Source organism: Mycolicibacterium brisbanense (assembly GCF_001570425.1).
Taxonomy (GTDB): domain Bacteria; phylum Actinomycetota; class Actinomycetes; order Mycobacteriales; family Mycobacteriaceae; genus Mycobacterium; species Mycobacterium brisbanense.
Genome location: NZ_BCSX01000035.1, coordinates 306,589 through 331,319, shown reverse-complemented (window position 1 = coordinate 331,319; position 24,731 = coordinate 306,589). Strand labels below are relative to the sequence as shown.

The window sequence follows — 24,731 nt, the reverse complement described above, 5'->3', positions numbered from 1 at the left end:
CGTCACAAGGTGCGGCCGCTGACGAACTCGCGCGGCCGGCCTGTCACCGGGTCGTCGAATTCCAGCCGCTGCGCCAGCAGCTGCAGCGGCGCGCTGAAGTCATCGGGCGCCACGTCGATCACCTTGGGGTACAAGGGATCACCGAGGATCGGCACACCCAGGGAGGCCATGTGCACACGCAGCTGGTGGGTGCGGCCGGTATGTGGGGTCAGTCGGTAGAGGCCGTCACCGAGCGCCTCTACGAGGGTCTCGGCGTTGGGCTCGCCGGGACCCTCGAAAGCCTGTAACCGCCCGCGCTCCTTGCTGATCCGACCGCGCAGCACGGCGGGAAGCGCGATGTTGGGTGTGCCGAGCGCGCGCGCCACGTAGGTCTTGCGTACCGCGCCCCTGGCGAACAGCGTCTGATACCGGCCCCGCAACTCACGGCGCGTGGTAAGTAGCAGCACCCCGGCGGTGAGGCGGTCCAGCCGGTGCGCGGGGCTCAGCTCCGGCAGGTTCAACTCCCGGCGCAGCCGCACGAGCGCGGTCTGCGCGACGTGTCCACCACGAGGCATCGTGGCCAGGAAGTGCGGCTTGTCGACGACGACGATGTCGTCGTCGCGGTACAGCACCGGGATGTCGAACGGCACGGGTATCTCGTCGGGCAGGTCGCGGTAGAAGTACACATGCGCCCCTGCAGGCAGCGTCGTCGTCGCATCGACGATCGTGCCGTCCGCGCACACCACTTCTCCGGCAACCACTTTCGCGCCGATCCCGAACCGCGTCTGCAGCTCGTCGAACACGTTGCCGCCCCACAACCGCAACCGGGCCGGGCCCAGACCGTCGCGCACCGGCAGCGGGGCGGGCCTCCTCAATTGAGCGGCACAGGCTCGAGAATCTCGGCGCGCGCCTCGGGTGCGGCCTGGCGCAGCGCATCGGCGGACTCGTCGTCGGGCTGCGTCTGCGACAACACCTCGGCTTCCACCCGCGCGAGATACGTGGCGACCTCGCGGTCGACGTCCTCGGCGCTCCAACCCAGCACCGGCGCAACGACTTCGGCGACCTCGCGAGCACAGTCCACCCCGCGGTGCGGGTATTCGATCGAGATCCGCATGCGCCGGGCCAGAATGTCCTCCAGGTGCAGCGCACCTTCAGCGGCCGCGGCGTACCAGGCTTCCACCTTCAGATACACCGGCGCCGCGGAGATCGGTTCGAGCAGGTGGGGCCGTCCCTCGGCCATCTTGAGCACCTCACCGATCAGCGAGCCGTACCGGTCGAGCAGATGCCGCACCCGGTACGGGTGCAGGCCATAGTGCGCGCCGACATGCTCGGTCTGGTTGATGAGCGCGAAATATCCGTCGGCGCCCATGAGAGGAACCTTCTCGGTGATCGATGTCGCCACCCGGGTCGGGACGAATTCGGCCGCCGCATCGATGGCGTCCTCCCCCATCACCCGATAGGTGGTGTACTTGCCGCCGGCGATCGCCACCAGCCCGGGTGCGGGCACCGCGACGGCGTGCTCACGCGACAACTTGGAAGTCTCCTCGCTCTCGCCGGCCAGCAGCGGACGCAGCCCGGCGTACACACCGTCGATGTCGTCGTGGGTCAACGGGGTGGCCAGCACCGTGTTGACGTGGCCGAGGAGGTAGTCGATGTCGGCCTTTGTGGCCGCCGGGTGGGCCAGATCGAGGTTCCAATCGGTGTCGGTCGTCCCGATGATCCAGTGCGTGCCCCACGGTATGACGAACAGCACCGACTTCTCGGTGCGCAGGATGATCGCGACCTCACTGACGATGCGGTCGCGCGGCACCACGATGTGCACGCCCTTCGACGCACGCACCCGAAACCGGCCGCGCTGCTTGGAGAGCGCCTGGATCTCATCGGTCCACACGCCCGTCGCGTTGACCACCACGTGGCCGCGGACCTCGGTGACCGCTCCGTTCTCCGAATCACGCACCACCACACCGGTGACCCGGTCGCCTTCGCGAAGCAGCGCGACCACCTGGGTCGACGTGCGCACGACCGCACCGTAATGCGCGGCGGTCCGGGCCACGGTCATGGTGTGCCGAGCGTCGTCGACGACGGTGTCGTAGTACCGGATCCCACCGATCAGTGAGCTGCGCTTGAGGCCGGGCGCCAGCCGCAGCGCCCCGGCTTTGAACAGATGCTTTTGTGCCGGAACGGATTTCGCGCCACCGAGCTGGTCGTACAGGAAGATCCCGGCGGCCACGTACGGGCGCTCCCACCACCGGTTGGTGAGCGGGAACAGAAACGGCAGCGGCTTGACCAGATGTGGTGCCAGGGTCGTCAGGCTCAGCTCACGCTCGTGGAGGGCTTCGCGCACCAGCCCGAACTCCAGCTGTTCCAGGTAGCGCAGGCCCCCGTGGAACATCTTCGAGCTGCGACTGGACGTGCCCGATGCGAAATCCCTGGCCTCGACCAGAGCAACCTTGAGCCCACGGGTGGCCGCGTCCAAGGCCGCACCCGCGCCGACAACACCGCCGCCGATGACGACGACGTCGAACTGCTCGTCGCTCAGTTGCTGCCAGGCTTGCGCACGTTGTTCAGGTCCGAGGAGGGTTTGCCCGTCGCCCGGTGCAGAGATCGGGTCAGTCACGGTCCCCAGGCTACGTGGGGTCGAAACGATCTGCGCGGTTCCGCGGTACCAGGGTGACGCGCGTCGCCTCGCGGCTAATCCAGATCGTCGTGTTTCATCAGCTGACGAGCCGCCTCGGTGATCGAGCCGGACAGCGACGGATACACCGAGAAGGTCTGGGCCAGTTCCGCGACCGGGATGCCGTTCTGCACAGCCAGGGCGATCGGCAGGATCAGTTCCGAGGCGATGGGCGCGACCACCACGCCGCCGATCACCACACCGGTCGCGGGGCGGCAGAAGATCTTGACGAAACCGTGCTGCAGGCTCGACATCTTGGCCCGTGCGTTGGTGTTCAACGGCAGGGTCAACGTGCGGGCCGGCACCGAACCGTCGTCGATCTTGGCCTGGGGCACCCCCACCGCGGCGATCTCGGGCCGGGTGAACACGGCAGCGGCCACCGTCCGCAGCCGGATCGGCGCGACCGCCTCACCCAGCGCGTGGTACATCGCGATGCGGCCCTGCATGGCCGCCACCGAAGCCAGCGGCAGCAGGCCGGTGCAGTCGCCGGCCGCGTAAATGCCTGGCACCGTGGTGCGCGAGACCCGGTCGACGGTGAGGTAGTTGCCCGGCCCGAGTTCGATGCCGACCCGTTCCAGACCGAGCCCGCCGGTGTTGGGCACCGAGCCGACGGTCATCAGCGCGTGACTGCCCTCGACGGCTCGTCCGTCGGCCATCGCCACCCGTACGCCCGTATCGGTGCGGGTGACCGAATCGGCGCGCGCGTTCTTGATCAACGTGACGCCGCGCTCGGAGAACACGGCTTCCAGCACAGCCGCGGCATCGGAGTCCTCGTGCGGCAGGATCTGATCGCGGCTGGCCACCACGGTCACCGTGACACCGAGCTCGGTGTAGGCGTTGACGAACTCGGCGCCCGTCACACCGGAACCCACCACGATGAGGTGCTCAGGCAGGACGTCCAGGTCGTAGAGCTGCCGCCAGTTCAGGATGCGTTCACCGTCCGGGGCCGCGTTGGGCAGCACCCGCGGGCTCGCACCCGTGGCGATCAGCACCACATCGGCAGTCAACTGGCTCACGCGACCGTCGGACCCCGTGACCTTGACACGATGCTGAGCCATGCCGGGGCGGTCGTCGATCAACTCGCCGCGACCCTCGATCAGGTCGATGCCCTCGCTGCGCAGCCGCTCGGCAATGTCCGCAGACTGGGCCGTGGCCAGCCTCTTGACCCGCTCGTTGATCTGGGTCAGCGAGATCTTGGCGTCATCCAGATCCAGCGAATAGCCCAGGTTGGGCGCCCGCCGCAGCTCGGTGCGCACCCCGGTCGACGCGATGAACGTCTTCGACGGCACACAGTCCCACAGCACGCAGGCGCCACCGATGCCGTCGCTGTCGACCACGGTGACATGAGCGACCTTGGGGCCGCGGGCAGCGGCGACCAGAGCCGCCTCATAGCCGGCGGGGCCACCGCCGATGATCACGATGCGCGTTGCCACCGCACTAACCTAACGAACTTCGCGCATTAAGCTGTCTTACCGTGCCGCTTTACGCCGCCTACGGGTCGAACATGCATCCAGAGCAGATGCTCGAGCGGGCTCCGCACTCCCCGATGGCGGGAACAGGCTGGTTGCACGGCTGGCGGCTGACCTTCGGCGGGGAAGACATCGGCTGGGAGGGAGCGCTGGCGACCGTCGTCGAAGACCCGCTCTCGAAGGTGTTCGTGGTGCTCTACGACATGACCCCGGCCGACGAGCACTCGCTGGACCGCTGGGAGGGCTCCGAGCTCGGCTTCCACAAGAAGATCCGGTGCCGGGTCGATCGACTGTCCTCCGACACCACCACCGACCCGGTGCTCGCCTGGCTGTACGTGGTCGACGCGTGGGAAGGCGGACTGCCCTCCGCCCGCTACCTCGGGGTGATGGCCGACGCCGCCGAGATCGCCGGGGCTCCGCCGGAGTATGTCCACGACCTGCGGACCCGGCCCGCCCGGAACATCGGGCCGTAACCCTGAACCACCCTGCACCAACTCTGCACCAGCCCTGCACCCACCCTGCACCGCGAGCGTGCGTGTCTGTTGCCCGGCACGCCGTGCGCCGTCGGCACTCTGCGCACCCTCACGCCGCGCGAGCGCGACGCAGTTGCCCATTGATCCGCGCAACCATCTCCCCCTGCCGCTCGCGCAGGTCCTCGAACACGATCGAAATGACGATCCAGCCGATGGCCAGCAACGCCGCGGTTCGCCTGCGGTCGTCGCGCAGCGCGTCGGGATTACCGTGCCAATCCAGGCTGTCGTACTCGACCGCCACGCGCTGCTCAGGCCAGGCGAAGTCGAGTCTTCTCCTCTGACCGTTGCCGTCGATGACCTCGTACTGCAGCTTGGGAGCCGGAAGACCCCCGTCAAGCATCACAAGCCGCGCTTCGCTCTCCATCGGCGACTCGGCACGCGCGTCGGCCAATGCGATGAGATTCCGCACGTTGACGATGCCCCGACGCCCGGCCTGTTCGATGGCGGCGCGCCACAGGCCGGCCCGGCTGCACGTGCCACTGCGCAGCGCGGCGTCTAGAGTGGCCAGGGCCCGCGGCCGCCGCAATGCCCGCGCGACCTCTATGGCGGTCCATGCCGGGGCGGTGACGTATCTGCCGTCGACAAACGTCAGTGGCGCGTCGTCGCGACGGTGCACGACCAATCCGTCCGTCGATCGCATTTGACCGCCCGGCGGATTGAGGATCTGCAGGTCGGGAGGGCCTTCTGTGTCGAACCCGTGCACCGCGGCCGCAGTGCCGAGACACAGCGCGACTTTCCGGCCGCAGGACAGGTCCAGCCCGCGCAGCCTCAGGTCGTCGGTTGACTCCCCCAGACAGTAGATGCCCTGCCACATCCGTTCCAGCAGACCGGTATCCACGGCTTTGTCGAACGCATGACGGGTGATCACTCCGAGGATCTGGGCACTGGTGGCGACGCCACGTTGCGTCGTGAACAGCTCTGCGAGTTGTGAGTCCATGTCGACGAGAGTCGACACTGGAACCGCTTTCCGGAAGGTGGTGGTGCCCAAATTGTGGATAAACGACAGATTGTGGATAACTTCGCCGCGGTCGGGCGCCCGCGAAGGTGCGTGAAATGCCTACGCCGGACGGCGTGTTGGGCAACAGACACGCACGCTCGCGGTGCGGGGGTCAGCGGGAGGTCAGCAGCGGTCACCGCGAGGTCAGCAGCGCCGTTCGCTCCGCCTGCAGCCGGGCCAACTCGTTCGTGCGCTCATGCTTGCGGTCATCGAGCCGGGCCAGCACGGCCTCGACGCCTTCGATCGCCTGGCTCACTTTCTGCTGGGCTTCGATGATCTGGTCACGCACCATGAGATCGGTGAAGAAGTTGTCGAACCAGACGTCGAGAGTCCTTGTGAAAGAGCTTATTTCGAGGCTCTGGACACCCTGCATGTGGACGTCGGCCAGCTCGGTGGTGAACGTCCGCAGCTCCCTGTCGGCTGACCGCAGACAATTCACCACCTCGTCGAGCCTGTCGTTCTTGATCATGCTCGCGATCACCCCGCCGTCGAACCACGTGTCGTAGGCCGACCAGGACCGTGCACTGTCGATCCGTTCGGCCGCCGTGCGCAGATCGGCCATCGCTCGCTTTCCCGCAGTCCTGGCCTCAGCGATCTCGGCGAGTTCGGCCGTCAAATGCCCTCGGCGCTCGGCGATTTCGGTCAACCGCGCCGCCGACGGAGCGCCCGTCTGCCGCAACCACTGTTCCTTGGCAGTCAATGCCTTGGCGTGTCGCGCCGACACGTCGCCCATACCGTCGAGCCGACGCTGGAGATCGTCGACATTGCGTTGGTCGGCGGCCGCTCGGGCTTCGCGGACCCGGTATTCGTATTGCGCTGCTTCCTGTTCCGCCGTTTCCCGGGCCAGGTCGTCGGCGTGTGAGCCTTTGAGCCGCGACAGGATGCCCGTCAGGGAAAGGGATTCCAATTTTCGAACGTCCTTGGTCTCCTCGGCAATGCGTCGCTTGGCTGCCTTGACGGCAGCGGCAGAACCTTCGGCTTTGCTGCGTGCCGTCGACAACCGCTGCTGCAGCGAGGTGGCTTCACGCAATGCTGCGGTCGCCGCGGCCAGTTCATCGTCGGGAGTATCGGTCACATCAGCAGCTTACGAGCGCTCACGACACCGCGAACGCGGCAAAAATGCTGACGACGCACGGCGTGTTGGGTGACAGACACGCACGCTCGCGGTGCGAGGCGACAGCTACCCACCGGACGCGCTGGAACCCTCGGTGTTGAGTAGCAGGACAGTGGAATCGGGGCCGAGGCCGAGGTGCGAACGTACGGGATCGGCTGCCAGGATCCGCAGGGCGGCCAGGCTGGCAGCGCCACACGGGCCCGCGTCGACGCCGAGGGGAGCCAGGTCGGCGGAGGCATCGGCGGCGGCCTGGTCGTCGACCACCACCGCTCCCGCGAGTCCCTTCTGGAGGTCGGGCCATGCGAGATAGGACGGGGTACCGCAGTTGAGCCCGGCCATGGTGGTCTGGCCGGTCGGGACTGTGGTGAGGGCGCCTGCGGACAGGCTGGCCCGCACGCAATCGGCGACGTCGGGTTCGACTGCGACGATGCGGCAATCGGGGTGTGACCGACCGAAAATCACCGCGGCGTGGGCCAGTGAGCCGACACCGGCAGGAACGACGATGAGGTCGAAGCCGCCAGAGACCGCCGCGGCCTGTTCGGCGGCCTCGTCGAACAGCGTGGCGTACCCGTCGACGATCCACTGTGGGACCTCTTCATACCCGGGCCACGAAGTGTCTTGTAGCAGAAGCGAATCCGGGTCGGTGTCGGCAAGCGTGGCGGCGTGCTCAACCGCGCGGTCGTAAGGCATGTCGAGGACGCGAACGTCGGCACCCTCAGCACGGATCAAGTCGACTGCGCGTGCGGACACCCCCTCGGGGACGACGATGGTCGCGGGCAGTTTCAACAGCGCGGCCATGCGGGCCACCGCTCGGCCGTGGTTGCCGTCGGTCGCGGTGACCAGTCGGGGGCGGGCGTGGACCGACGAGCGCAGTGCGCGGTGGACGGCCCACGAGGCGCCCAGCATCTTGAACGCGGGCAGGCCGAGTCGTAGCGACTCGTCCTTGACGAGCACTGTGCCCAACCCCAGCGTGTCGGCGACCGTCGGCAATGCGACCAACGGCGTCACCGCGTAGTTGGGCAGGGTTTCGTGAAACCGCCGGATCTCGTCGGTCTGCCGCGGCGCGGCAGCGCCCCCTGGAGCCCACTGGGGATTGAGCACAAACGGTTCGGTCGTCAGCACGGCACACCTCCTGACTCGGAACAGTAGGCACTGCGAAGGTCGGACAACATCACCGATTGCTGCCGTCAACCCGGCAGCATTACTGATGTTTTCTTACACTGGGGTGATGTTGGACGTTCGTCGGCTGCGGTTTCTGGTGGAACTGAGCCATCGCGGCACGATCGCGTCGGTGGCCGAGGCGCTACACATGAGCCCGTCGGGCATCTCCCAGCAATTGGCACTGCTCGAACGTGAGGCCGGCGCCCCGCTGCTCGAACGTGTCGGCCGCGGCGTGCGGCTCACCGAGGCCGGGCAGCGCCTGGCCGATCGGGGCGCCGACATCCTCGCCGCACTCGAACTCGCCCAGGCCGAACTGCGTTCCGGCGAGGAGCCGCCGACCGGGACGTGCCGGGTGGCCGCCTTCGGAAGCGCCGCCCGCGCGCTGGTCCCCGCGCTGCTGGAATGCCAGCACCGACATCCGGGACTACGCGTCGAACTCGTCGAATCGGAGCCCGAGGTCGCAGTTCCCGCGCTGCTCAGCGGCGAATTCGACCTGGTGGTCAGCGAGGAGTACCCCGGCGCCGCCCCGGCGCTGCCCGGGTATGTGCACCGCGAGGTGCTGGCCGACGATCCGCTGGAGGCCGTGGTCGCGGCATCGGTGTTGAAGGGCCGCGACTTCATGCAGGCGGCCGGCGCACTGCCGTGGGCGCTGGAACCGGTCGGTGCCGCCTCGCGCACGTGGGCGGTGCAGCACTGCCTTGGCCTCGGTTTCACCCCGACCGTGCAATACGAGTCCTACGACCTCGAACTGCTTCTGCTCATCGTCCGCCAAGGCGCGGCGGCCAGCGTGCTCCCGCGGTTGGTGCTGCCCCCGCAGCGCGAGACCGCACCGCTGGTCCGGGTGCCGACCGGGTGGTCGCGGACGCTTGTCGCGCTGAGCCGCCACGCCCGCACGGGCGATCCGTCGGTGCGGGCCGTTCGGCGGTCGTTGCACGACCGATTCCAGGAATCGGCAGTTTCGCTGACTGATGAGCGTCAGTGACCGGCGCTGTTCGCGGGTCATTCCGCCGGGGATACTCGGAGCACGACGACCCGAAGGAGGGCACGAGAACCATGGCGCCACGCGTAGCTTTGACCACCGACATCGGCGAAGGACTGGGCCGCTGGAGCCTGGGTGACGACGATGCCCTGCTCGAGATCGTCACCAGTGCCAACATCGCCTGCGGCTTCCACGGCGGAGACCCGGGCATCATGCGCCGCACCTGCGCGATCTCGGTGAAGAACAATGTGGCGATCGGCGCCCAGGTGAGCTATCGCGACCTGCACGGTTTCGGTCGACGCTACATCGCGATCCCCGGTGCCGAACTGCGGGACGATCTGCTCTATCAGATGGGCGCGCTGGAGGTCTTCGCGCGCTTGGCCGGCGGGAAGGTCGATTTCGTGCGGGCACACGGCGCACTGTGGAATGTCGCCACGAAGGACACCGAGCACGCCCAGGCCCTCGTCGACGCAACTGTCGAATTCGGCGGCGACATCCCGCTTCTCGCGGCCGTCGGCACGGAGGTGTGGCGGCTCGGCAAGGAGGCCGGGCTGCGCATGATCGCCGAGGCGTTCGTCGACAGGGCCTACACCCCCGAAGGGCTTTTGCAGTCCCGCAGCGAGCCCAACGCACTGCTGACCGACGCCGATGCGGCCGCGGCGCGGGCCGTGCAGATGGTCACCGAAGGTCACCTGACCGCCAACGACGGCAGCGAGGTCGACGTCACCGCCGAAGCACTCCTCGTGCACTGCGATACGCCCGGCGCCGTCGACATCGCACGTAAGACCCGGGCAGCGCTCGAGGCTGCGGGGGTCGAACTCTTCCCCATTCGGTGACGGTCGATCCGGTCCCGGTGCGGGCGTGCGGCGAGAATGCGTGGCTGCTGGACGTCGGGGACAACCGATCGGTGCACCGCTGGGCAGCGGCCGTCCGGCAAGCCGACCTGCCCGGCGTGCAGGAGGTGGTCCCGGGCCTGACGACCCTGTTGGTCACCGTGGATCCGGAGGTGACGAGCGCGGCCCCGCTGCGCAGCGCCCTGGAAAGACTCGCGCCGGACGCTGACGACGTACTCGACGAGGAACACCACATCATCGACGTGCGTTACGACGGTGCGGATCTCGCCGACGTGGCACGGCTGACCGGGTTGACCGTGGACGAGGTGGTGGCCGCCCACACCGGGACGCCGTGGCGGGTCGCGTTCTGCGGATTCGCTCCCGGCTTCTCCTACCTCACCGGCGGTGACCCGCGGTTGCAGGTACCGCGGCGCGACGAATCCCGCATCCGGGTACCTGCCGGCGCAGTCGCCATCGCGGGCCAGTTCTCGTCGGTCTACCCGCGCGTCTCCCCCGGCGGTTGGCAGCTGTTGGGTCACACCGATGCGGTGCTGTGGGACTCCTCTGCCGATCCGCCTGCGATGTTGCGCCCGGGTGCGGTCGTGCAGTTCCGTGATGTGGGCCGATGAAGCACCTCACCATCGAGTCGGTCGGAGTGCTTGCGCTGCTGCAAGATCGCGGCAGGCGCGGGCTGGGTCACCTCGGCGTCGGGCAGTCCGGCGCGGCCGATCGCGCGTCCTACGACCTGGCGAACCGTCTGGTCGGCAATCGGGCCGGTGCGCCGTGCATCGAAGTCACGTTGGGCCGCATGGCATTCAGTGTCGATGCTCCCGCGTTGATCGCGGTGACGGGCGCGTCGGTCCCGGTGTCCTGCCGTGGCCGCTCACCGGGCCTCAACACGGCGTTCCCGGTCGGCGCCGGAGACCGCGTCACGCTCGGCGTGCCCGCTGCCGGGCTCCGGAGCTACGTCGCGGTGCGTGGCGGTGTGCTCGGCGAATGCGTACTCGGGTCGATGTCATGGGACACCATGGCCCAGCTGGGCACCCCGCCGCTGCGCGCTGGGCACAAACTGAGCATCGGCGCGTTTGAAACAGACTGGCCCGCGACAGATTTCGCACCGATGACGGAGCCGCATCACAACACCATGACCCTGCCGCTCACGCTGGGCCCGCGCGACGACTGGTTCACCGACGAGGCCCTGGACCGGCTCGGCCGCCACGAGTTCACCGTCACGGCCGACGCGGACCGTGTCGGCATTCGCCTGGACGGACCGGAGCTTCCCCGCCGGCGCAGCGGCGAGCTCGCCAGCGAGGGCGTGGTACTGGGCGCGCTGCAAGTGCCGACCAAGGGACGTCCGACCCTGTTTCTCGCCGACAGACCGGTGACCGGCGGCTATCCCGTCATCGGCGTCGTACCCGGCACGGCGGTCAACTCGGCCGCCCAGGCCGTGCCGGGCACCCGCATCCGCTTCGCGGTGCGTCGCCCGGAGCTGAATGGCAATCAATGACAAACAGCAGCCGCTGAGTTGGCTAGCGCTGCCATAGAAGGGCACGGCTGAGTGGCATAACGTGACGCCTCACCAGGCCTCAGACGTAACAGCTGCGACGCAACAGAGAGGACGGCCCCATGCCCGCAACTTTCGGGTTAGCCGTGGAGAATTTCACCTCAGCTCAGAAGACACCCCGGATCGACGAGTTGCTCAGCACCGCCCGTCGCGCCGAACAGCTCGGGTTCTCCTCGTTGTGGGCGTGGGATCACCTGTTCCTCGGTAGTCGGCAGCCCTTCCCCCAGCTGGAGGCGCTCACCACGCTGGCGGTGCTGGCCAGCCACACCAGCACCATCGAACTCGGGACCGGGGTGCTGGTGCTGCCGATCCGTGACCCCGCGCTGCTGGCCAAGACCGCCGCGACCATTCAGTCGATCTCGAACGGGCGGCTACGCCTCGGCATGGCGGCAGGCTGGTATGAGCGCGAATTCGACGCCACAGGAACACCATTCAAGGGGCGCGGACGCATCTTCGAGCGTAACCTCGAAATCTGCATGAACCTCTGGACTCAGGACGACGTGACCGGCACCTGGGACGATCTGTCCTTTCGGCGCGTCAAGATGCTCCCCCTACCGCAGCCGCGACCGCAGGTTCTCATCGGCGGATACGTCGACAGGGTGCTCAAACGCGTTGCGACCCTTGGCGATGGTTGGCTGACGTACTTCTACACCGCTGAGGCATTCACCGAATCCTGGTCGAAGATACGGAGATTCGCCGAAGAGGCGGGCCGCGACCCCGACCGGCTGCACTCCCTGAACCAGCTGCCGATCTGCATCGGCACGTCGCGGGAGCAGGCGCAGGCGCTGACCGGTCCATGGCTGGCGTCGTATTTCGACACACCGGAGTGGAGCAACGCCACCCCGGAGAGTGCCATCTGCGGGACGCCCGAGGACTGCGCCGAGCAGATCGCGGCGCACCTCGACGCCGGTGTACAAGAGATCTGCCTGGTGCCCCACGCCTACGATCCCGAGCAGGTGGAACGGTTCGCCGCGGAGGTCCGCCCGTTGCTGGGCAGCCTGGTCGGTGTGGCATGAGCGGGCGGTTGATGACCCGCGACATCGCCTCGGCGCGTCGAGAACTCGAAGGGCACGACCGCAACAGCGACGACAAGGTCACCACTGCAGCCGAAGCCATACAGCGGCTGGTCGGCAACGACGCGGTGATCGGAGTGGGCGGCACCAACCACGCCCGCACCCCCATGGCCCTGCTGATCGAGATCCTGCGCCAGGGCCGCACCGGGCTGACGATGACTCGGCCCCTGTCATGTTTCGAGGCAGAGCTCATGCTGGCCACCGGCACCGCCGAGCGCATCATGACCAGCTGGGTCGGCATCGGGCACGGCTGGGGTCTGGCCCCTGTGGTGCGGACGCTGGTCGAGGACGGCCGGCCGGTCTTCGAAGAGTGGAGCCACCTCGGAATCGGCTTGCGCTACAAGGCCGGAGCCATGGGCGTGCCGTATCTTCCCACGCTGAGCATGCTCGGCTCCGACATCGACGCACAGTTGGGGCTGGCGAAGGTGACCTGCCCCTACACGGGTCAGCTGCTCAACGCCGTGCCCAGCCTCAACCCCGACGTGGCGCTGCTTCACGTGCAACGTGCCGACGCCCTCGGCAACGCCCAGATCGACGGCTACCAGCTGATGGACGCCGATTTGGCGCTGGCCGCCCGCCGGGTCATCGTCACCGCCGAGGAGATCGTCGCCACCGACCAGCTCCGGCTGGATCCGGGACGCACGGTGATCCCGGGATTCGCGGTCGACGCCGTCGTGCACCAGCCGATGGGTGCCTATCCGCACGAGTGCTACGGGCACTACGAAGCCGACCTCGACGAGTTCACCGCGTACATGCAGGCCGTCAAGAGCGAAGGCATCGAGGGCGCCCGGTCGTACGTCGCGGCGCTGACCGCCCATCGCGACCACGACGCCTATCTCGGCTCGATCGATCCCACCCGGCTGGCAGCCGTTCGGCGCACCGCGCAGGAGATGCTCCCCCGATGACCGAGTCCATGACGCGCGAGCGCGTACATCCCGTTCAGCACCCGGACAATCCTGCTCCTCACGTGCGCGACGCCAAGCCCGACGAGATCATGACCATCGCCGCCAGCCGGCTACTCGAGGACGGCAAGGTGCTGTTCGCCGGGATCGGCCAGCCGCTGGTGGCCGCCGCGATCGCCAAGCGTCGCCAAGCCCCGTCGCTGACAGTGCTCCTGGAAGGCGGCATGATCGGCATCGAACTGCTGCCCGGTGAACTGCCCGCGTCGACCAATGAGGTACGTGCGGCGGTCGGTGCTCAAATGCTCACCACGGCAACCGATATCTTTCTGATGGCCCAGCGCGGGTTCTTCGATTACGGCCTGATCGGCGTCGCCCAGGTGGACCAGTACGGCAACGTCAACACCAGCGTGGTCGGTGACCCCGCGAAACCGTCCGTGCGACTGCCCGGCCCGGGCGGCGCCAACGACATCGCCTCGATGTGTAACCAAGTGATGGTCGTGACGCAACACGAGCCGCGCCGCTTCGTCGAACACGTCGACTTCATCACCAGCCCAGGGTTTTTGACCGGAGGAACGAGCCGGCACGACAGCGGTTTGCTGTTCGGCGGACCTCGGTGGGTGGTCACCGATCTGGCGTTGCTCGACTTTCACCCCGAATCCCACCGGATGCGGGTGCGCGCACTACAGGCCGGCGTTACCCTCGACCAGGTAAGGGCCGCAACCGCATTCGAGTTGCTTGTGCACGACCAGATCGAAGAGCTGCCGCCGGTGGACGCCGCAGAGCTCACGCTGCTGCGCCGTCTCGTCGGCGGCGAGGAGGAGATGGCATGACGGTGCAGGAGACCGTGCCGACGCCCGCGGGACGCACCCCGGCGACGTGCTTCGAATATCAGCGCGCCGAAACATGGTCCGATGCAGTCGAACTCCTCGAATTGTGGGACGGCGAGGCCAAGATCCTCGCCGGCGGACAGAGCCTGATCCCGATGCTGAACCTGCGCCTGGCCGCTCCGGCCGCCCTGATCGACATCAACCCCATCCCGGCCGCCGCCCCTCGCATCGACGGCGGCCACATCGTCATCGAGGCCAACACCCGCCACCGGACGTTGACCACGTCGGAGGTGATACGCACCCACGCACCGTTGTTGGCGCACGCCGTACAGTTCGTCGGGAATGTGCGGGTGCGTAACCGCGGCACGTTCGGGGGGACGCTCGCCCACGCCGACCCGACCGGCGAGATCGCAGCCGTCACCATGGCCATGGGCGGCGAGATCATCGTGCAGGGCCCTGCCGGAATCCGCGCCATCCCCGCCGAGGATTTCTTCATCACCTACCTCACGACCGCGATGGAACCCAACGAGGTGGTTGTCGGTGGCCGCATCCCGGTCGGGGACGGCGGTCGGTGGGCCTTTCACGAAGTCGTCCGCCGCTATTCGGATTTCGCGACGGTCAGCGTGACGGTCATGGCGCGGGCAGCCGACTATGTCCGCGTCGTCCTGGGCGGCGTTGCCGTCCGCCCGGTGCTGGTCGATCAGGATCTGCTGGCACCGGCGCTGTCCGACCCGGGCAACCCGGACCGGGCCAGGGAAAGTGCCCAAGCCATCGCAGCGTCGCTCGACCCGGACACCGATCTGCACGGGACCGCCGACTATCGGCGACGACTCGTCGCCGTGCACACCCGTCGCCTACTCCAGCAGGTCCTCACCGAGGGAGGCACAGCATGATTCGGACTCAGGTGCTGCTTCGCGTCAACGACCGTGACCACGAAGTGTGGGTGCGCAACGATCGCACCTTGCTCGATGTCCTGCATGACGACCTCGGCATGCCCGACGTCCGCTACGGCTGCGCCGAAGGGGTCTGCGGCACCTGCACGGTTCTGCTGGACGGCGACCCGGTGAGCGCCTGCTGCGTCTATGCCGTTCAAGCCGAGGGGCATGAGATCGTCACCCTGCGCGGTTGGTCGGATCCCCAAGACGACGCGCATCCGCTGCAAAAGTGCTTCCTCGAACGCGGCGCATCCCAGTGCGGGTTCTGTACGCCCGGGATGTTGCTGACCGCAGCCACGCTGGCCGAACGCAATCCGGCGGCCACACGTGAAGAGATCCGCCATGAATTGGTCGGAAACCTGTGTCGCTGCACCGGATACCAAGCCATCGTCGACGCGGTCGAGGACTACCTGCACGCGCCGACCACCCCGCAGGCCGAGATGGGAGGTGCCCAGTGACGACGGTCGAACCGGGAACCACTCCGGATACCACGGAACCACCAAGCGCCCCAGCCGAATTCGATCCGGACGCCGATTCGGGCCCCGAGGAGCGCGAACGCAATTTTCGGGTGGTCGGGCAGTCACCCGCCCACCACGACTTCGTCAACAAGGTCCGCGGCACGCTGCTGTACGCCGCGGACTGGAATCTGCCGGGAATGGTCCACGGGAAAGTCGTCCGGTCGGACATGGCCCCGGCGAAGATCGTCCGGATCGACACCTCGGCCGCCGAGCGGCTCGAGGGTGTGGTGGCCGTCCTCACCGCAGCCGACGTGCCGCACAACGCGATCGTCGAGCACGCCAGTGGCGGACTGGGCGAACTGACCGTCGAGCAGCCCGTGCTCGCGCGCGACCGGGTGCGTTACGTCGGTGAACCCGTCGCGGTGGTCGCCGCCGTCGATCCCGAAACTGCCGCGGAGGCAGCCGATCTCGTAGAGATCGAATACGAACCACTGCCGGGCGTATACCGCCCGGAGGATGCGTTGGCCGACGGCGCGCCGCTCGTGCACGACGAGGGCAACGTCCTGGTCAACTGGCACCTGGAACGCGGCGACATCGACGCCGCGTTCGAACAGGCCGATGTCGTCGTCGACCACACCTACCGCAGCCAGCATGTCGAGCACGCCTACCTCGAGACCGAGGCCGGCGTCGGGTGGATCGAGAACGACGTTGTCACCCTGCGAATCTCGACCCAGGTGATCGAACACGCCGTCGAGATCGCCGCGATCCTCGGGTTGCCGCAGAGCCAGGTCCGGGTGATCGCGTCCTACATGGGCGGCGGCTTCGGCGGTAAGGAGGACATGACCGTCGAGCCCTACATCGCGCTGCTGGTCTGGCGGACCAGACGGCCCGTGCGGATGATCTGGTCGCGGCAGGAGTCGATCCTGGCGAGCACCAAACGCCATCCGTTCACCATGCACTACCGCACCGCGGCCACCAAGGACGGCAGGATCCTCGCCGTCGATGCCGACATCGTCGGCGATGCGGGCGCCTACCCGTGCCTGAGCGCACGTGTCCTGTTCGCGGGGGCGGCACTGTCCCCCGGCCCGTACAAGGTGCCCGTCGTGCGGATCAGGTCGCGAGCCGTGTTCACCAACAACGTGCCCACCAGCGCGTTCCGCGGATTCGGCGCCATGCAGGTGACACTCGGCTATGAGTCCCAGATGGACGCTCTCGCAGCCGAACTGGGCCTCACGCGCGAGGAGATCCGCGACCGCAACTACATCGAGAAGGGTGATCTGCTGGCCGGTGGCGAGCCGCTCACGACGGCCGTCGCGGTTCGCGAAACCCGGCGCGCCGCGCTCGACATGCTCGGCGCGCCCAGCCAGCCCAGTGGCCCAGACAAGGTTGTCGGCCAAGGCTTCGCATGCGGCATGCAGCCGTACGGCCGCTCCATCTGGTTCCGCGACCACGCTGCCGCGTGGGTCACGCTCCAGGCCGACGGCACGTTGCTCATCCGCAGCGGTGTCACCGATCTGGGCGCGGGCCAGGCAGCGAGCCTGTGCCAGATCGCCTCGGAGATCCTCGGTGTCGCGCTGTCGGACATCAGCGTCTACATCGGGGACACCGCACTGACCCCGCCCGCGGGCGGCACGTACGCCACCCGTCAGCTCTACATGTCCGGCAACGCGATCCTGCGCGCGGCGCGCAAGCTGCGCGACCAACTGACGCCCGTCGCCGCGAAAGAACTCGGGGTACCCGAAGACGCTCTGGTATGGGTCGACGGGATGGTGCGGACCGAATCAGGCGGCACCGGACTGAGTTTGCCCGAGCTGGTCCGCGCGGCCAACGAAGCCCGCGTGGACACCTCGGTGCTCAACACCTGGCGCGCCCGCTCCGGCGGATTCGACCCGCAGAAGGGCCAGGGCCACACCTACCCCGACTACACGTTCGGAACCCACGCCGCCGAAGTCGAGGTCGATCTCGAAACCGGTGAGGTGCGGCTGCTCAAGTACGCCGCGTGTCATGACGTCGGGCGGGCGATCAACCCGACCCGCGTGCGTGGGCAGATCATCGGCGGCGCCGCCCAGGGCATCGGGTATGCGCTGACCGAAGACTGCGTCACCGACGCAGGCCATCCGCTGTCGTCGCTGTTCGCCGACTACCTGATTCCCACGGCGATGGACCTGCCCGACATTCAGGTCGCCGTCGTCGAAAGTGGCGAGGGCCGCGGCCCACTCAACGCGCGCGGTATCGGCGAACCACCCATCGGACCGCCGGCGGCGACGATTGCAAGCGCCGTCGAAGCCGCCATCGGCGTCCGGCCCACCCAGTTACCCATCACCGCCGAACGCGTGCTGGCACTGCTCGATCAACGCGAGTCCGAGAAGGGAATGAGTGCATGAAGCTTCAGCATCAGACCGACGTCGAGGCCCGCCCCGACGATGTGTGGGCGTTCCTGCAGGACACCGCAGGCGTGGTGGAATGCATGCCCGGTGCCGAACTCGTCGATGATCTCGGCGACGACCGCTACGAGGGTGTGCTTCGTGTCGCGATCGGACCGCTGAAGATGAACTACGCGGGACGCGCTTCGGTCGTCGAGCGTGATGCGGCAGCGCGGCGGATCGTGTTGGACGCCACCGGACGTGACAAGCGCGGGTCCGGTTCGGTCGTGGCTCATGTCGCGTTGCGCGTCGAGCCCATAGCGTCGGGTAGTCGTATCGATGTGGTGTCCGACATCGATCTCACGGGCCGGATTGCGTCGCTGGGCCGCGGGATCCGCGACGTGAGCAACCAGATGTTCGTCTCGTTTGCCGGCGAACTCGGCAACCGCATCGAACATCCCGGCCGGCCCGCCGCCACGTCCACTGCGACGCCCACCGCGCCGGTGACACTGCTCGAGCCCGCCACGAAGAACACCGCCGGCGGTGAGATCAAAGTGCTGCCGCTGATCTGGGCCGTCACCCGGGAGCGTCTCGCCAACTTCCTGGAGCGCCTCAGCACCAAGATTCGACCGAACTGAGGGCCGGGGTCGGCCGTGCGTGACGTGCTGGGCGAGTTGGTCAAGTGCTGGCGGGCCGGCGAAAGCGTCGGTCTCAGTACGGTCGTCGCGACGTTTCGTTCCGCGCCGCGCGCCCCGGGGGCGTCGATGATGGTCGGCCCCGACGGGTGCGCGGTCGGATCGGTGTCGGGCGGTTGCGTCGAGGGTGCGGTATACGAACTGGCACAGTCGGTGACGGTGACGGGCCGACCGGTGCTGCAGCGATACGGCGTGTCCGACGACGACGCGTTCGCGGTCGGGCTGACCTGCGGCGGCATTCTGGATGTTTACGTCGAGAAGATCGACCGGACAACGTTTCCCGAGTTGGGCGCGATCGCCGAGGATGTCAATGCGGGCCGTCCGGTCGCGGTGGCCACCGTCGTCGAACATCCCAACCGGTCATGGGTCGGCCGGCGGCTGGTGCTCCGTCCCGACGAAAACCTGTCTGTACAGGGCACTCTCGGATCCACCCGGGCCGACGACGCGGTTCGTGACGATGCGCTCGGTCTGCTGGCCAACGGCACGAGCGCCACCTTGACATACGGCGCCGACGGCCAACGGCGTGGCGAGGGCATGCGCGTCTTCGTGTGGGCTTTCGCTCCCAAACCGCGGCTTCTGGTCTTCGGTGCGATCGACTTCGCTGCCGCCATGGCTCGGATGGGCACATTTCTGGGCTACCACGTGACGGTGTGCGACGCGCGGCCGGTGTTCGCGACCCGCAGCAGGTTTCCCGATGCCGACGACGTGGTGGTCGACTGGCCGCACCGCTACCTGGAGGGTGAATACCGCTCGGGCAGAATCGATTCGCGAACCGTCGTGACGGTGTTGACGCACGATCCGAAGTTCGACGTTCCCCTGCTGCAGACCGCGCTGCGGATCCCCGAGATCGCCTACGTGGGGGCCATGGGTTCACGTCGCACCCATCAACAACGCCTGGAACAGTTGCGCGACAACGGGTTGACCGACGCCGAATTGGGGCGGCTCTGCAGCCCGATAGGGCTTGACCTCGGGGCGCGCACACCCGAAGAGACGGCCGTCTCCATCGCCGCCGAGATCATCGCGAAACGCTGGGGCGGCAGCGGCAGGCGGCTCACCGACACCGTCGGGTCGATTCACGAGGGAATGCTTGTGCCCCAGGTCATGTCGGTCGGCTCGCAAGGATCTTCTGCATCTCGTTGATCTGCAACGCCACCCCGATCTGGATGGCCACGGGTGTGCTTGTGCTGAACGGCCCGAGGAGCCGTTCCAATTTGGCGAGGCGGTAGCGCAGCGTGTTGTAGTGGTAGTGCAGATGCCGTGCCGCCTCGGCCATGTTCATGTTGTGCTCGATCAGGGTCTCCAAGGTCTGGAACATCTCCGACCGTTCGGGCTCGCTCATGCGCAGGACCGGCCCGAGTTTCTCCTCGGCGAACGCCCGCAGGTCATCGTCGCTGACCTGCGCCAGCAGCCGAAACAACCCCAAATCGCCATAGGCGGTCACCGCGCCACTGCCGGACACCCGCGGACCCAACCGCAGCGCGGTGCGGGCCTCCTGGTACGCCGTCGAAACTCCGGCAGGCCCCGGATAATTGCGGCTGACCCCGATGGCGTACTGCGCGTGGGTGAAATGCGCCACCTCGTCCTGCACCGCGCGAGCGACAGCGAGGACATCCTGGTCGGCTCCGACGACCGCGACCAGTTCGGAACCCAGCCCGGCAGCCGCCGCCAACCGGTCCCTGCTGCGCACCGCTGAGGCCCAGAATTCGATGGCACGATCATCGGCCAGTCGAGAGCGCCGCCTGCTGTCGTGAGAGTCGTCGGCGGTGCCCTCCCGGCGGCCGACCAGCACGACGATGTCGCGCTCCAGGTCCCACCCGAATCCCGAACCCAACGATGCGTATTCGGCGGCTTCGAACTCACTGCCCGAGATCAGCTCGAACAGGGCATTGGACGAGAACCGGCGCTCGACGGCACCCACTGCGAGATCGCGCGTAACCTCCAGTGCTGCAACGATTGCCGCTTGCCCGACCGCGACGAGGCTGAATTCGCCGAAGGGCCTTTCGGCTTCGACGGCGACGACGAATCCGTGGTGCAGACGGCCCGCGCGGATCTCCCGTGACGCCCACCGCCTGCCGGTGCGCTTGTCGGTGTGCAAGCCCGTCATGCCCAGCCGCAACAAGTCCGCTGACTCCGCCTTCATGAAATTGAGGTCGATCAGCGGAGCTTCGTCCCCGGCGAGCCCCAGCACGGTCCCCTGCGGGTCGGTGATCACGACGCTGGCGTCTCCCAGCAGACCCGAGAGGCTGCTCGCCAGTTCGTTGAGCCCTCCCCCGGACAACGTGATCGCGAGAAACGAGTGATGGATCTCCTGGGCCTTGGCCAACGCCGACGCCTGGCGGTTGACGATGATGGCGAACGCCCTGCTGAGGATGTCGTCGAAGCGGATGTGTTCGGGTATGACGACCAGCGGCAGCCCGAGACGTTCGGCGACGTGGATCATCTCCTGCCCGAGCTCGGGCATGTACCGGTCGAGTTTGATGCCGATTCCCGCCAGGCCCAGCCGGTGCAGGTCCGTCAGCAACTGTCCTTGATCGGCGTCGGCACGGGGCAGCGGGTATCCGGTGGCCAGCAGAAACTCGTCCTGCCGAACCCATTTGCCGATATCGGGAACCGTCATCACATTCACGGCGCTGATGGCCCGGTCCAACCCGGCGCCGCCCGCGATCAACTCGGCACCGGCCAGCACCTCGTCGTCGAGTAACTCTCGGAGAGTAAGAGTTTGGCTCGAACTGGCACTCGCCGGATCTGGCGTGTTCATCGGCGGCAAGCTTAGCGCTGATCGACAACGACCGCCGCATTCTTTGGCATAAATAGCCATGGGTCGTGCGATGGCCGTCTTCTTATGGTTGCTACACGCCGGACATCAGCGCCCGGTCGACCCGATGAGGAGGAACACCGTGACACGACGCGGGAAATCCCGTGTTGCTGAAGGCAATGCGAAGGAGACGGTGTCCATCCTGGGCGGGACGGGCAATTTGGGCTTCGGCCTTGCCCTGCGACTCGGGGAGGCGGGATACGCCGTCTGTCTCGGCTCGCGGGATACGCACCGGGCCCACCGCGCCGCGACGCACGCTCGTGAACTCGTCGAAGGCGGCACCTTCGTCGGCTGCCTCAACGGCGAAGCCGTCACCCGGGCAGATCAACTGGTGATCATCGCCGTCCCGTTTGCGAGCCATGTGGCGACGTTGACGAGCGTCGCCACGCACTGGCGGGCAGGCCAGGTCCTCCTCGACACCACCGTTCCGCTGGCCACTGCGATCGGCGGGCGCCCCACCCATCTTGTCGAGCCCTGGCACGGATCGGCTGCGCAGCAAGCACGTTCGGCGATCGGCGACGAGATCGGCCTCGCCTCGGGGCTGCACACCATCAGCGCCTCGGCACTGCGCGACCTCGCGCATCCGCTCGATCACTACACTCTCATCTGCGGTGACCCCCACGCCAAGGTTGCGGTGACCGCGGCGCTGGAACGCATCCGGGGTCTGCGCGTCGTCGACGCGGGATCACTTGAGATGAGCCGACTCCTCGAAGGGCTCACCCCGGTTCTGATCGGAATCAATATCCGGCACAAGACGCATGCCGGTATCCAGGTCACGCATCTGCAGGCGCGGCCGGCCCTGGCGTGAATCCGATCAGTCGGACGACGAGCTTTCCGGGAGTTCCGCGTAATCCCACTGATGCTGACGCGCCATCGCACAAGCCGCCTCGACGTCACCGGCAGACAGGGAATCCAGGAGTGCCTGGTGGTCACGGGCTATCCCGGTGAGGTCCGGCGTGCGCGCCATGATGGTCACCGAGGTCCGAGCCTCGATGTGCAGGTTCTCCCACGAGCGTTTGATGAGGTCGTTGCCTGCAGCTTCGACAATGTGGCGATGGAATGCCACGCTTTCCAGGCCGACCGCTTCGGTATCGTTCGCCCGCGCGGCATCGTGCATCCGCTTGACGTCATCCTTGAGCTGTTCGAATGGAACGTTGCCTGCCATGAGCACCAGCCGGGTGGCGGTCTCCTCAAGGGCGGCGCGAAGAACGTAGCTTTCGCGCAGCGTCTCGCGAATGAACGAGCGGACGAATGTTCCGCGCCTCGGTTTGATCTCGACAAGTCCGAACGTCTCCAGCTCGCGCAACGCTTCCCGCACGGGCGCCTGGCTGGTACCGAACGTCGCCGCCACCCGGGTCTCCACCAGCCGCTCGCCGGGCTCCAGTTCGCCCGACACGATCTGGCGCACCAGGGTGTCCCGGATTCGGTGACTGAGCGTCTGGCCAACATCCATCTGGTCGTGCGCGGGCATGATCTGAAGATACGGACTCTTTGCCGCGGAGACACGCACCTGGCGATACTCCGCCGTCAGCCGCGCACCGGCTAGAGGTCGATGACCAGCACGGCACTCTTCGACCGCGAAACACACGGCAGTATGACTCGATTCGATGCCCGCTCAGCGTCGCTGAGAACGTCGTCGTTGTGCTCCGGGATGCCGTCGGCAACGGCCAACTCGCACGTGCCGCAAATGCCGGCGCGGCAGGAGTTGTCGATGTCGTAGCCGGCATCTTCGAGCACTTCGAGAAGCGTCCGGTCACCGGGCACCCGCAGACACTCCCCCGAGCGAGCGAGTTGCACATCGAATTCGCCATCGACGGAACTGCGTGGTACTTCCTTCGGCGCGAAGCGTTCCAGATGTAACGCACCGACCGGCCATGCGGCGCAGCGTACTTCGACCGCGTCGATCAGCGAGCCCGGCCCGCAACAGTAGACGGCAGTGTCAGTACGAGGGGTCCCCAGGAAGTAGTCGAGATCGAGCAGGCCGTATTCATCTTGCGGTATCACGCGCACGTCGCCCGCAGGTATGTTTCTCAACTCGTCGACGAACGCCATCGACGCGAGGGTTCGTCCGCCGTAGACGAGCGTCCACGGCTTGCCGCTGCGCGCGACATGCCGGGCCATTGGCAGGATGGGCGTGATACCGATTCCTCCCGCCACGAACAAGTATCGATCCGCATCGACGATCCCGAAGTTGTTGCGGGGTCCGCGAACCGAGAGGACGTCCCCCGGTTCGACGCTGTCGTGGATGAACTTCGAGCCCCCGCGACTCGCAGCCTCGCGCAGTACGGCAATCCGCCAGCGGGTCGAGTCGTCAGCGGCGCCGCATAACGAGTACTGGCGTACGAATCCGCCCGGCAAGTCCACCTCGATGTGCGCCCCAGGAGTCCACGCCGGGAGTGCGGATCCGTCGAGTGCTCGCAGTTCGAGGGCCAGAACACCGTCCGCCTCTCGTCGAACCGACGAAACGGTCAGGGGTTCGGCAACCGCCGTGCGTGCCTTACTCGATACCTGCATGGCCCAACCTCGCTGCCGGATATGGCTTATCGCTGGGTTGCCAGCAGTCGCGTCGCCGAGTCCGGCGAGAACATGTTTGCTGCGATGTCACGCATGCCGCGCATCGCACGTAGAATCTCGTTCCGATCGTCGTCGGTTTCCGCATAACGCGAGAGAATCTGCCGTCCGAGTCCGACGTGGAATTTCTCGTCAATCTCGATCTTTCGGTGCACGCGGACCACTTCGTCGAAGCCGTGACGTTCTCCGGCAAGGAAAGTCGGCTCAAGGCTTCCCGTTGCCGAGGTCTCCGAGGCATTCCATGCTGCGACAGCCGCGAGCGGATGACGGTCGAGGCACTCCCAAAGGAATTCGCTCCAGACTCGAGAATCCGCGGGAACAGTCGTAGGCGCAATGCCACCCAGTGATTCGACTGCACTGCTCACCGCCTCGTAGTGTTCGGCCTCCTGGAAGGCCTGCTTCGCCAACAGGGTGATGTGCTTACGCTCGAAACCCAGCCCGTACCGGCGAATCTCCTCGTTGAGCAGAAAGACATAGTCGATCTCGCGCCACGCCCGGGTGGCCAGCCACTCGGCGAGAATGATCGGCTGAGGGTCCAACGCGAAGGACTCGAAGAATTCTTCGCTGGTGCGCTTGGCAGTCGCGAAGATCGAATCGAGGATGGCGTCGACCTCCTCTTTGATGGGGTCCAGACCTGTCCCGCCGCGAACGTTCCTGACACTGACCACGTGAAGCACCCTTCCACCGGTAATTATCGATAATCGATACTAGGGTGAGAGTTGTGTCACAGTCAAGGCCGCTCGGCGCCCGCCACCTCGTCGGGTCAGCAGCCCACCGCCGGCCCCCACG

The 24,731-nt window shown here is 67.1% G+C and carries 24 protein-coding genes; 14 read left to right on the top strand and 10 right to left on the bottom strand.

Annotated features, from left to right (window positions below; genetic code table 11):
- Window positions 1-2: 2 nt before the first annotated feature.
- The 3 genes from RMCB_RS20520 to RMCB_RS20510 all read right to left on the bottom strand — a co-directional run bounded on the left by RMCB_RS20520 (window position 3) and on the right by RMCB_RS20510 (window position 4,086).
- Window positions 3-854 (bottom strand): pseudouridine synthase, encoded by an 852-nt coding sequence (locus RMCB_RS20520; RefSeq protein ID WP_062830254.1) that lies wholly within the window; start codon window positions 852-854, stop codon window positions 3-5.
- Window positions 851-2,596, bottom strand: a complete 1,746-nt coding sequence (locus RMCB_RS20515; protein WP_029371031.1) for a glycerol-3-phosphate dehydrogenase/oxidase — start codon at window positions 2,594-2,596, stop codon at window positions 851-853. Before RMCB_RS20515 ends, RMCB_RS20520 begins: the two co-directional genes overlap by 4 nt.
- A gap of 74 nt (window positions 2,597-2,670) precedes the next feature.
- Window positions 2,671-4,086 carry an NAD(P)H-quinone dehydrogenase gene (locus RMCB_RS20510; RefSeq protein WP_062830253.1) on the bottom strand — a complete coding sequence of 472 codons (1,416 nt, stop codon included), beginning with the start codon at window positions 4,084-4,086 and terminating at the stop codon, window positions 2,671-2,673.
- Window positions 4,087-4,127: 41 nt separating this feature from the next.
- Here RMCB_RS20510 and RMCB_RS20505 point away from each other — a divergent pair, with 41 nt between their 5' ends.
- On the top strand, window positions 4,128-4,595 hold the full coding sequence (locus tag RMCB_RS20505; RefSeq protein ID WP_029371029.1) for a gamma-glutamylcyclotransferase family protein: 468 nt from the start codon (window positions 4,128-4,130) through the stop codon (window positions 4,593-4,595).
- 109 nt (window positions 4,596-4,704) lie between these two features.
- Here RMCB_RS20505 and RMCB_RS20500 read toward each other — a convergent pair whose 3' ends face one another.
- The 3 genes from RMCB_RS20500 to RMCB_RS20490 all read right to left on the bottom strand — a co-directional run bounded on the left by RMCB_RS20500 (window position 4,705) and on the right by RMCB_RS20490 (window position 7,888).
- Window positions 4,705-5,592, bottom strand: a complete 888-nt coding sequence (locus tag RMCB_RS20500) for a type IV toxin-antitoxin system AbiEi family antitoxin (RefSeq protein WP_062830252.1) — start codon at window positions 5,590-5,592, stop codon at window positions 4,705-4,707.
- A gap of 193 nt (window positions 5,593-5,785) precedes the next feature.
- Entirely contained in the window at window positions 5,786-6,727 is a 942-nt protein-coding gene (locus tag RMCB_RS20495; RefSeq protein ID WP_062830251.1) for a hypothetical protein, read from the bottom strand.
- Between the two features lie 105 nt (window positions 6,728-6,832).
- A complete protein-coding gene (locus tag RMCB_RS20490; RefSeq protein ID WP_234792194.1) occupies window positions 6,833-7,888 on the bottom strand; it encodes a pyridoxal-phosphate dependent enzyme in 1,056 nt (351 codons plus the stop codon).
- A gap of 106 nt (window positions 7,889-7,994) precedes the next feature.
- Between RMCB_RS20490 and RMCB_RS20485 the strand changes: the two genes are divergently transcribed.
- The 12 genes from RMCB_RS20485 (at window position 7,995) to RMCB_RS20430 (ending at window position 19,696) form a co-directional block, all read left to right on the top strand.
- Window positions 7,995-8,909: a LysR family transcriptional regulator gene (locus RMCB_RS20485; protein ID WP_029371025.1), complete on the top strand. Its 915-nt coding sequence runs from the start codon at window positions 7,995-7,997 to the stop codon at window positions 8,907-8,909.
- A 71-nt stretch (window positions 8,910-8,980) separates the two neighbouring features.
- Window positions 8,981-9,742: a LamB/YcsF family protein gene (locus RMCB_RS20480; RefSeq protein WP_036424850.1), complete on the top strand. Its 762-nt coding sequence runs from the start codon at window positions 8,981-8,983 to the stop codon at window positions 9,740-9,742.
- Complete coding sequence (locus tag RMCB_RS20475; RefSeq protein WP_062830250.1) at window positions 9,739-10,368, top strand: 5-oxoprolinase subunit B family protein; 630 nt, start codon at window positions 9,739-9,741, stop codon at window positions 10,366-10,368. The genes RMCB_RS20480 and RMCB_RS20475 overlap by 4 nt, the downstream gene beginning before the upstream one ends.
- Window positions 10,365-11,246: a 5-oxoprolinase subunit C family protein gene (locus RMCB_RS20470; protein ID WP_062830249.1), complete on the top strand. Its 882-nt coding sequence runs from the start codon at window positions 10,365-10,367 to the stop codon at window positions 11,244-11,246. Before RMCB_RS20475 ends, RMCB_RS20470 begins: the two co-directional genes overlap by 4 nt.
- Window positions 11,247-11,365: 119 nt before the next feature.
- Window positions 11,366-12,319, top strand: a complete 954-nt coding sequence (locus RMCB_RS20465; RefSeq protein WP_062830248.1) for an LLM class flavin-dependent oxidoreductase — start codon at window positions 11,366-11,368, stop codon at window positions 12,317-12,319.
- Entirely contained in the window at window positions 12,316-13,281 is a 966-nt protein-coding gene (locus tag RMCB_RS20460) for a CoA transferase subunit A (protein ID WP_084388564.1), read from the top strand. Before RMCB_RS20465 ends, RMCB_RS20460 begins: the two co-directional genes overlap by 4 nt.
- A complete protein-coding gene (locus RMCB_RS20455) occupies window positions 13,278-14,108 on the top strand; it encodes a CoA-transferase subunit beta (RefSeq protein WP_201028319.1) in 831 nt (276 codons plus the stop codon). Before RMCB_RS20460 ends, RMCB_RS20455 begins: the two co-directional genes overlap by 4 nt.
- Window positions 14,105-14,998, top strand: a complete 894-nt coding sequence (locus RMCB_RS20450; RefSeq protein WP_062830246.1) for an FAD binding domain-containing protein — start codon at window positions 14,105-14,107, stop codon at window positions 14,996-14,998. The genes RMCB_RS20455 and RMCB_RS20450 overlap by 4 nt, the downstream gene beginning before the upstream one ends.
- On the top strand, window positions 14,995-15,498 hold the full coding sequence (locus RMCB_RS20445) for a (2Fe-2S)-binding protein (protein WP_062830245.1): 504 nt from the start codon (window positions 14,995-14,997) through the stop codon (window positions 15,496-15,498). The genes RMCB_RS20450 and RMCB_RS20445 overlap by 4 nt, the downstream gene beginning before the upstream one ends.
- Window positions 15,495-17,882, top strand: coding sequence for a xanthine dehydrogenase family protein molybdopterin-binding subunit (locus tag RMCB_RS20440; RefSeq protein ID WP_084388563.1), 2,388 nt, complete (start codon window positions 15,495-15,497; stop codon window positions 17,880-17,882). Before RMCB_RS20445 ends, RMCB_RS20440 begins: the two co-directional genes overlap by 4 nt.
- A complete protein-coding gene (locus RMCB_RS20435) occupies window positions 17,879-18,499 on the top strand; it encodes an SRPBCC family protein (RefSeq protein WP_062830244.1) in 621 nt (206 codons plus the stop codon). The genes RMCB_RS20440 and RMCB_RS20435 overlap by 4 nt, the downstream gene beginning before the upstream one ends.
- Window positions 18,500-18,514: 15 nt before the next feature.
- On the top strand, window positions 18,515-19,696 hold the full coding sequence (locus RMCB_RS20430; protein ID WP_062830243.1) for an XdhC family protein: 1,182 nt from the start codon (window positions 18,515-18,517) through the stop codon (window positions 19,694-19,696).
- Here RMCB_RS20430 and RMCB_RS20425 read toward each other — a convergent pair.
- Entirely contained in the window at window positions 19,656-21,314 is a 1,659-nt protein-coding gene (locus RMCB_RS20425; RefSeq protein WP_063979644.1) for a PucR family transcriptional regulator, read from the bottom strand. The genes RMCB_RS20430 and RMCB_RS20425 overlap by 41 nt on opposite strands.
- A 139-nt stretch (window positions 21,315-21,453) precedes the next feature.
- Here RMCB_RS20425 and npdG point away from each other — a divergent pair, with 139 nt between their 5' ends.
- Window positions 21,454-22,179: an NADPH-dependent F420 reductase gene (gene npdG / locus RMCB_RS20420; protein WP_165606302.1), complete on the top strand. Its 726-nt coding sequence runs from the start codon at window positions 21,454-21,456 to the stop codon at window positions 22,177-22,179.
- A gap of 6 nt (window positions 22,180-22,185) precedes the next feature.
- Here the strand turns inward: npdG and RMCB_RS20415 are convergent, their stop codons facing one another.
- From RMCB_RS20415 to RMCB_RS20405, 3 genes are read right to left on the bottom strand one after another with little or no spacing between them, the layout of a single operon-like run.
- The gene (locus tag RMCB_RS20415) at window positions 22,186-22,959 is read right to left on the bottom strand and encodes a GntR family transcriptional regulator (protein ID WP_131805559.1); all 774 of its coding nucleotides are present in this window, start codon (window positions 22,957-22,959) and stop codon (window positions 22,186-22,188) included.
- Window positions 22,914-23,885 carry a PDR/VanB family oxidoreductase gene (locus RMCB_RS20410; RefSeq protein ID WP_062830239.1) on the bottom strand — a complete coding sequence of 324 codons (972 nt, stop codon included), beginning with the start codon at window positions 23,883-23,885 and terminating at the stop codon, window positions 22,914-22,916. The genes RMCB_RS20415 and RMCB_RS20410 overlap by 46 nt, the downstream gene beginning before the upstream one ends.
- Window positions 23,886-23,911: 26 nt before the next feature.
- Window positions 23,912-24,610 carry a hypothetical protein gene (locus RMCB_RS20405; protein ID WP_062830238.1) on the bottom strand — a complete coding sequence of 233 codons (699 nt, stop codon included), beginning with the start codon at window positions 24,608-24,610 and terminating at the stop codon, window positions 23,912-23,914.
- Window positions 24,611-24,731 lie beyond the last annotated feature (121 nt).

Coding starts and splice junctions, on each gene's coding strand:
- RMCB_RS20435 (WP_062830244.1), top strand. CDS start 17,879: ATGAAGCTTCAGCATCAGACCGACGTCGAGGCCCGCCCCGACGATGTG.
- RMCB_RS20455 (WP_201028319.1), top strand. CDS start 13,278: ATGACCGAGTCCATGACGCGCGAGCGCGTACATCCCGTTCAGCACCCG.
- RMCB_RS20480 (WP_036424850.1), top strand. CDS start 8,981: ATGGCGCCACGCGTAGCTTTGACCACCGACATCGGCGAAGGACTGGGC.
- RMCB_RS20465 (WP_062830248.1), top strand. CDS start 11,366: ATGCCCGCAACTTTCGGGTTAGCCGTGGAGAATTTCACCTCAGCTCAG.
- RMCB_RS20500 (WP_062830252.1), bottom strand. CDS start 5,592: ATGGACTCACAACTCGCAGAGCTGTTCACGACGCAACGTGGCGTCGCC.
- RMCB_RS20460 (WP_084388564.1), top strand. CDS start 12,316: ATGAGCGGGCGGTTGATGACCCGCGACATCGCCTCGGCGCGTCGAGAA.
- RMCB_RS20485 (WP_029371025.1), top strand. CDS start 7,995: ATGTTGGACGTTCGTCGGCTGCGGTTTCTGGTGGAACTGAGCCATCGC.
- RMCB_RS20470 (WP_062830249.1), top strand. CDS start 10,365: ATGAAGCACCTCACCATCGAGTCGGTCGGAGTGCTTGCGCTGCTGCAA.
- RMCB_RS20450 (WP_062830246.1), top strand. CDS start 14,105: ATGACGGTGCAGGAGACCGTGCCGACGCCCGCGGGACGCACCCCGGCG.
- RMCB_RS20425 (WP_063979644.1), bottom strand. CDS start 21,314: ATGAACACGCCAGATCCGGCGAGTGCCAGTTCGAGCCAAACTCTTACT.
- RMCB_RS20445 (WP_062830245.1), top strand. CDS start 14,995: ATGATTCGGACTCAGGTGCTGCTTCGCGTCAACGACCGTGACCACGAA.
- RMCB_RS20410 (WP_062830239.1), bottom strand. CDS start 23,885: ATGCAGGTATCGAGTAAGGCACGCACGGCGGTTGCCGAACCCCTGACC.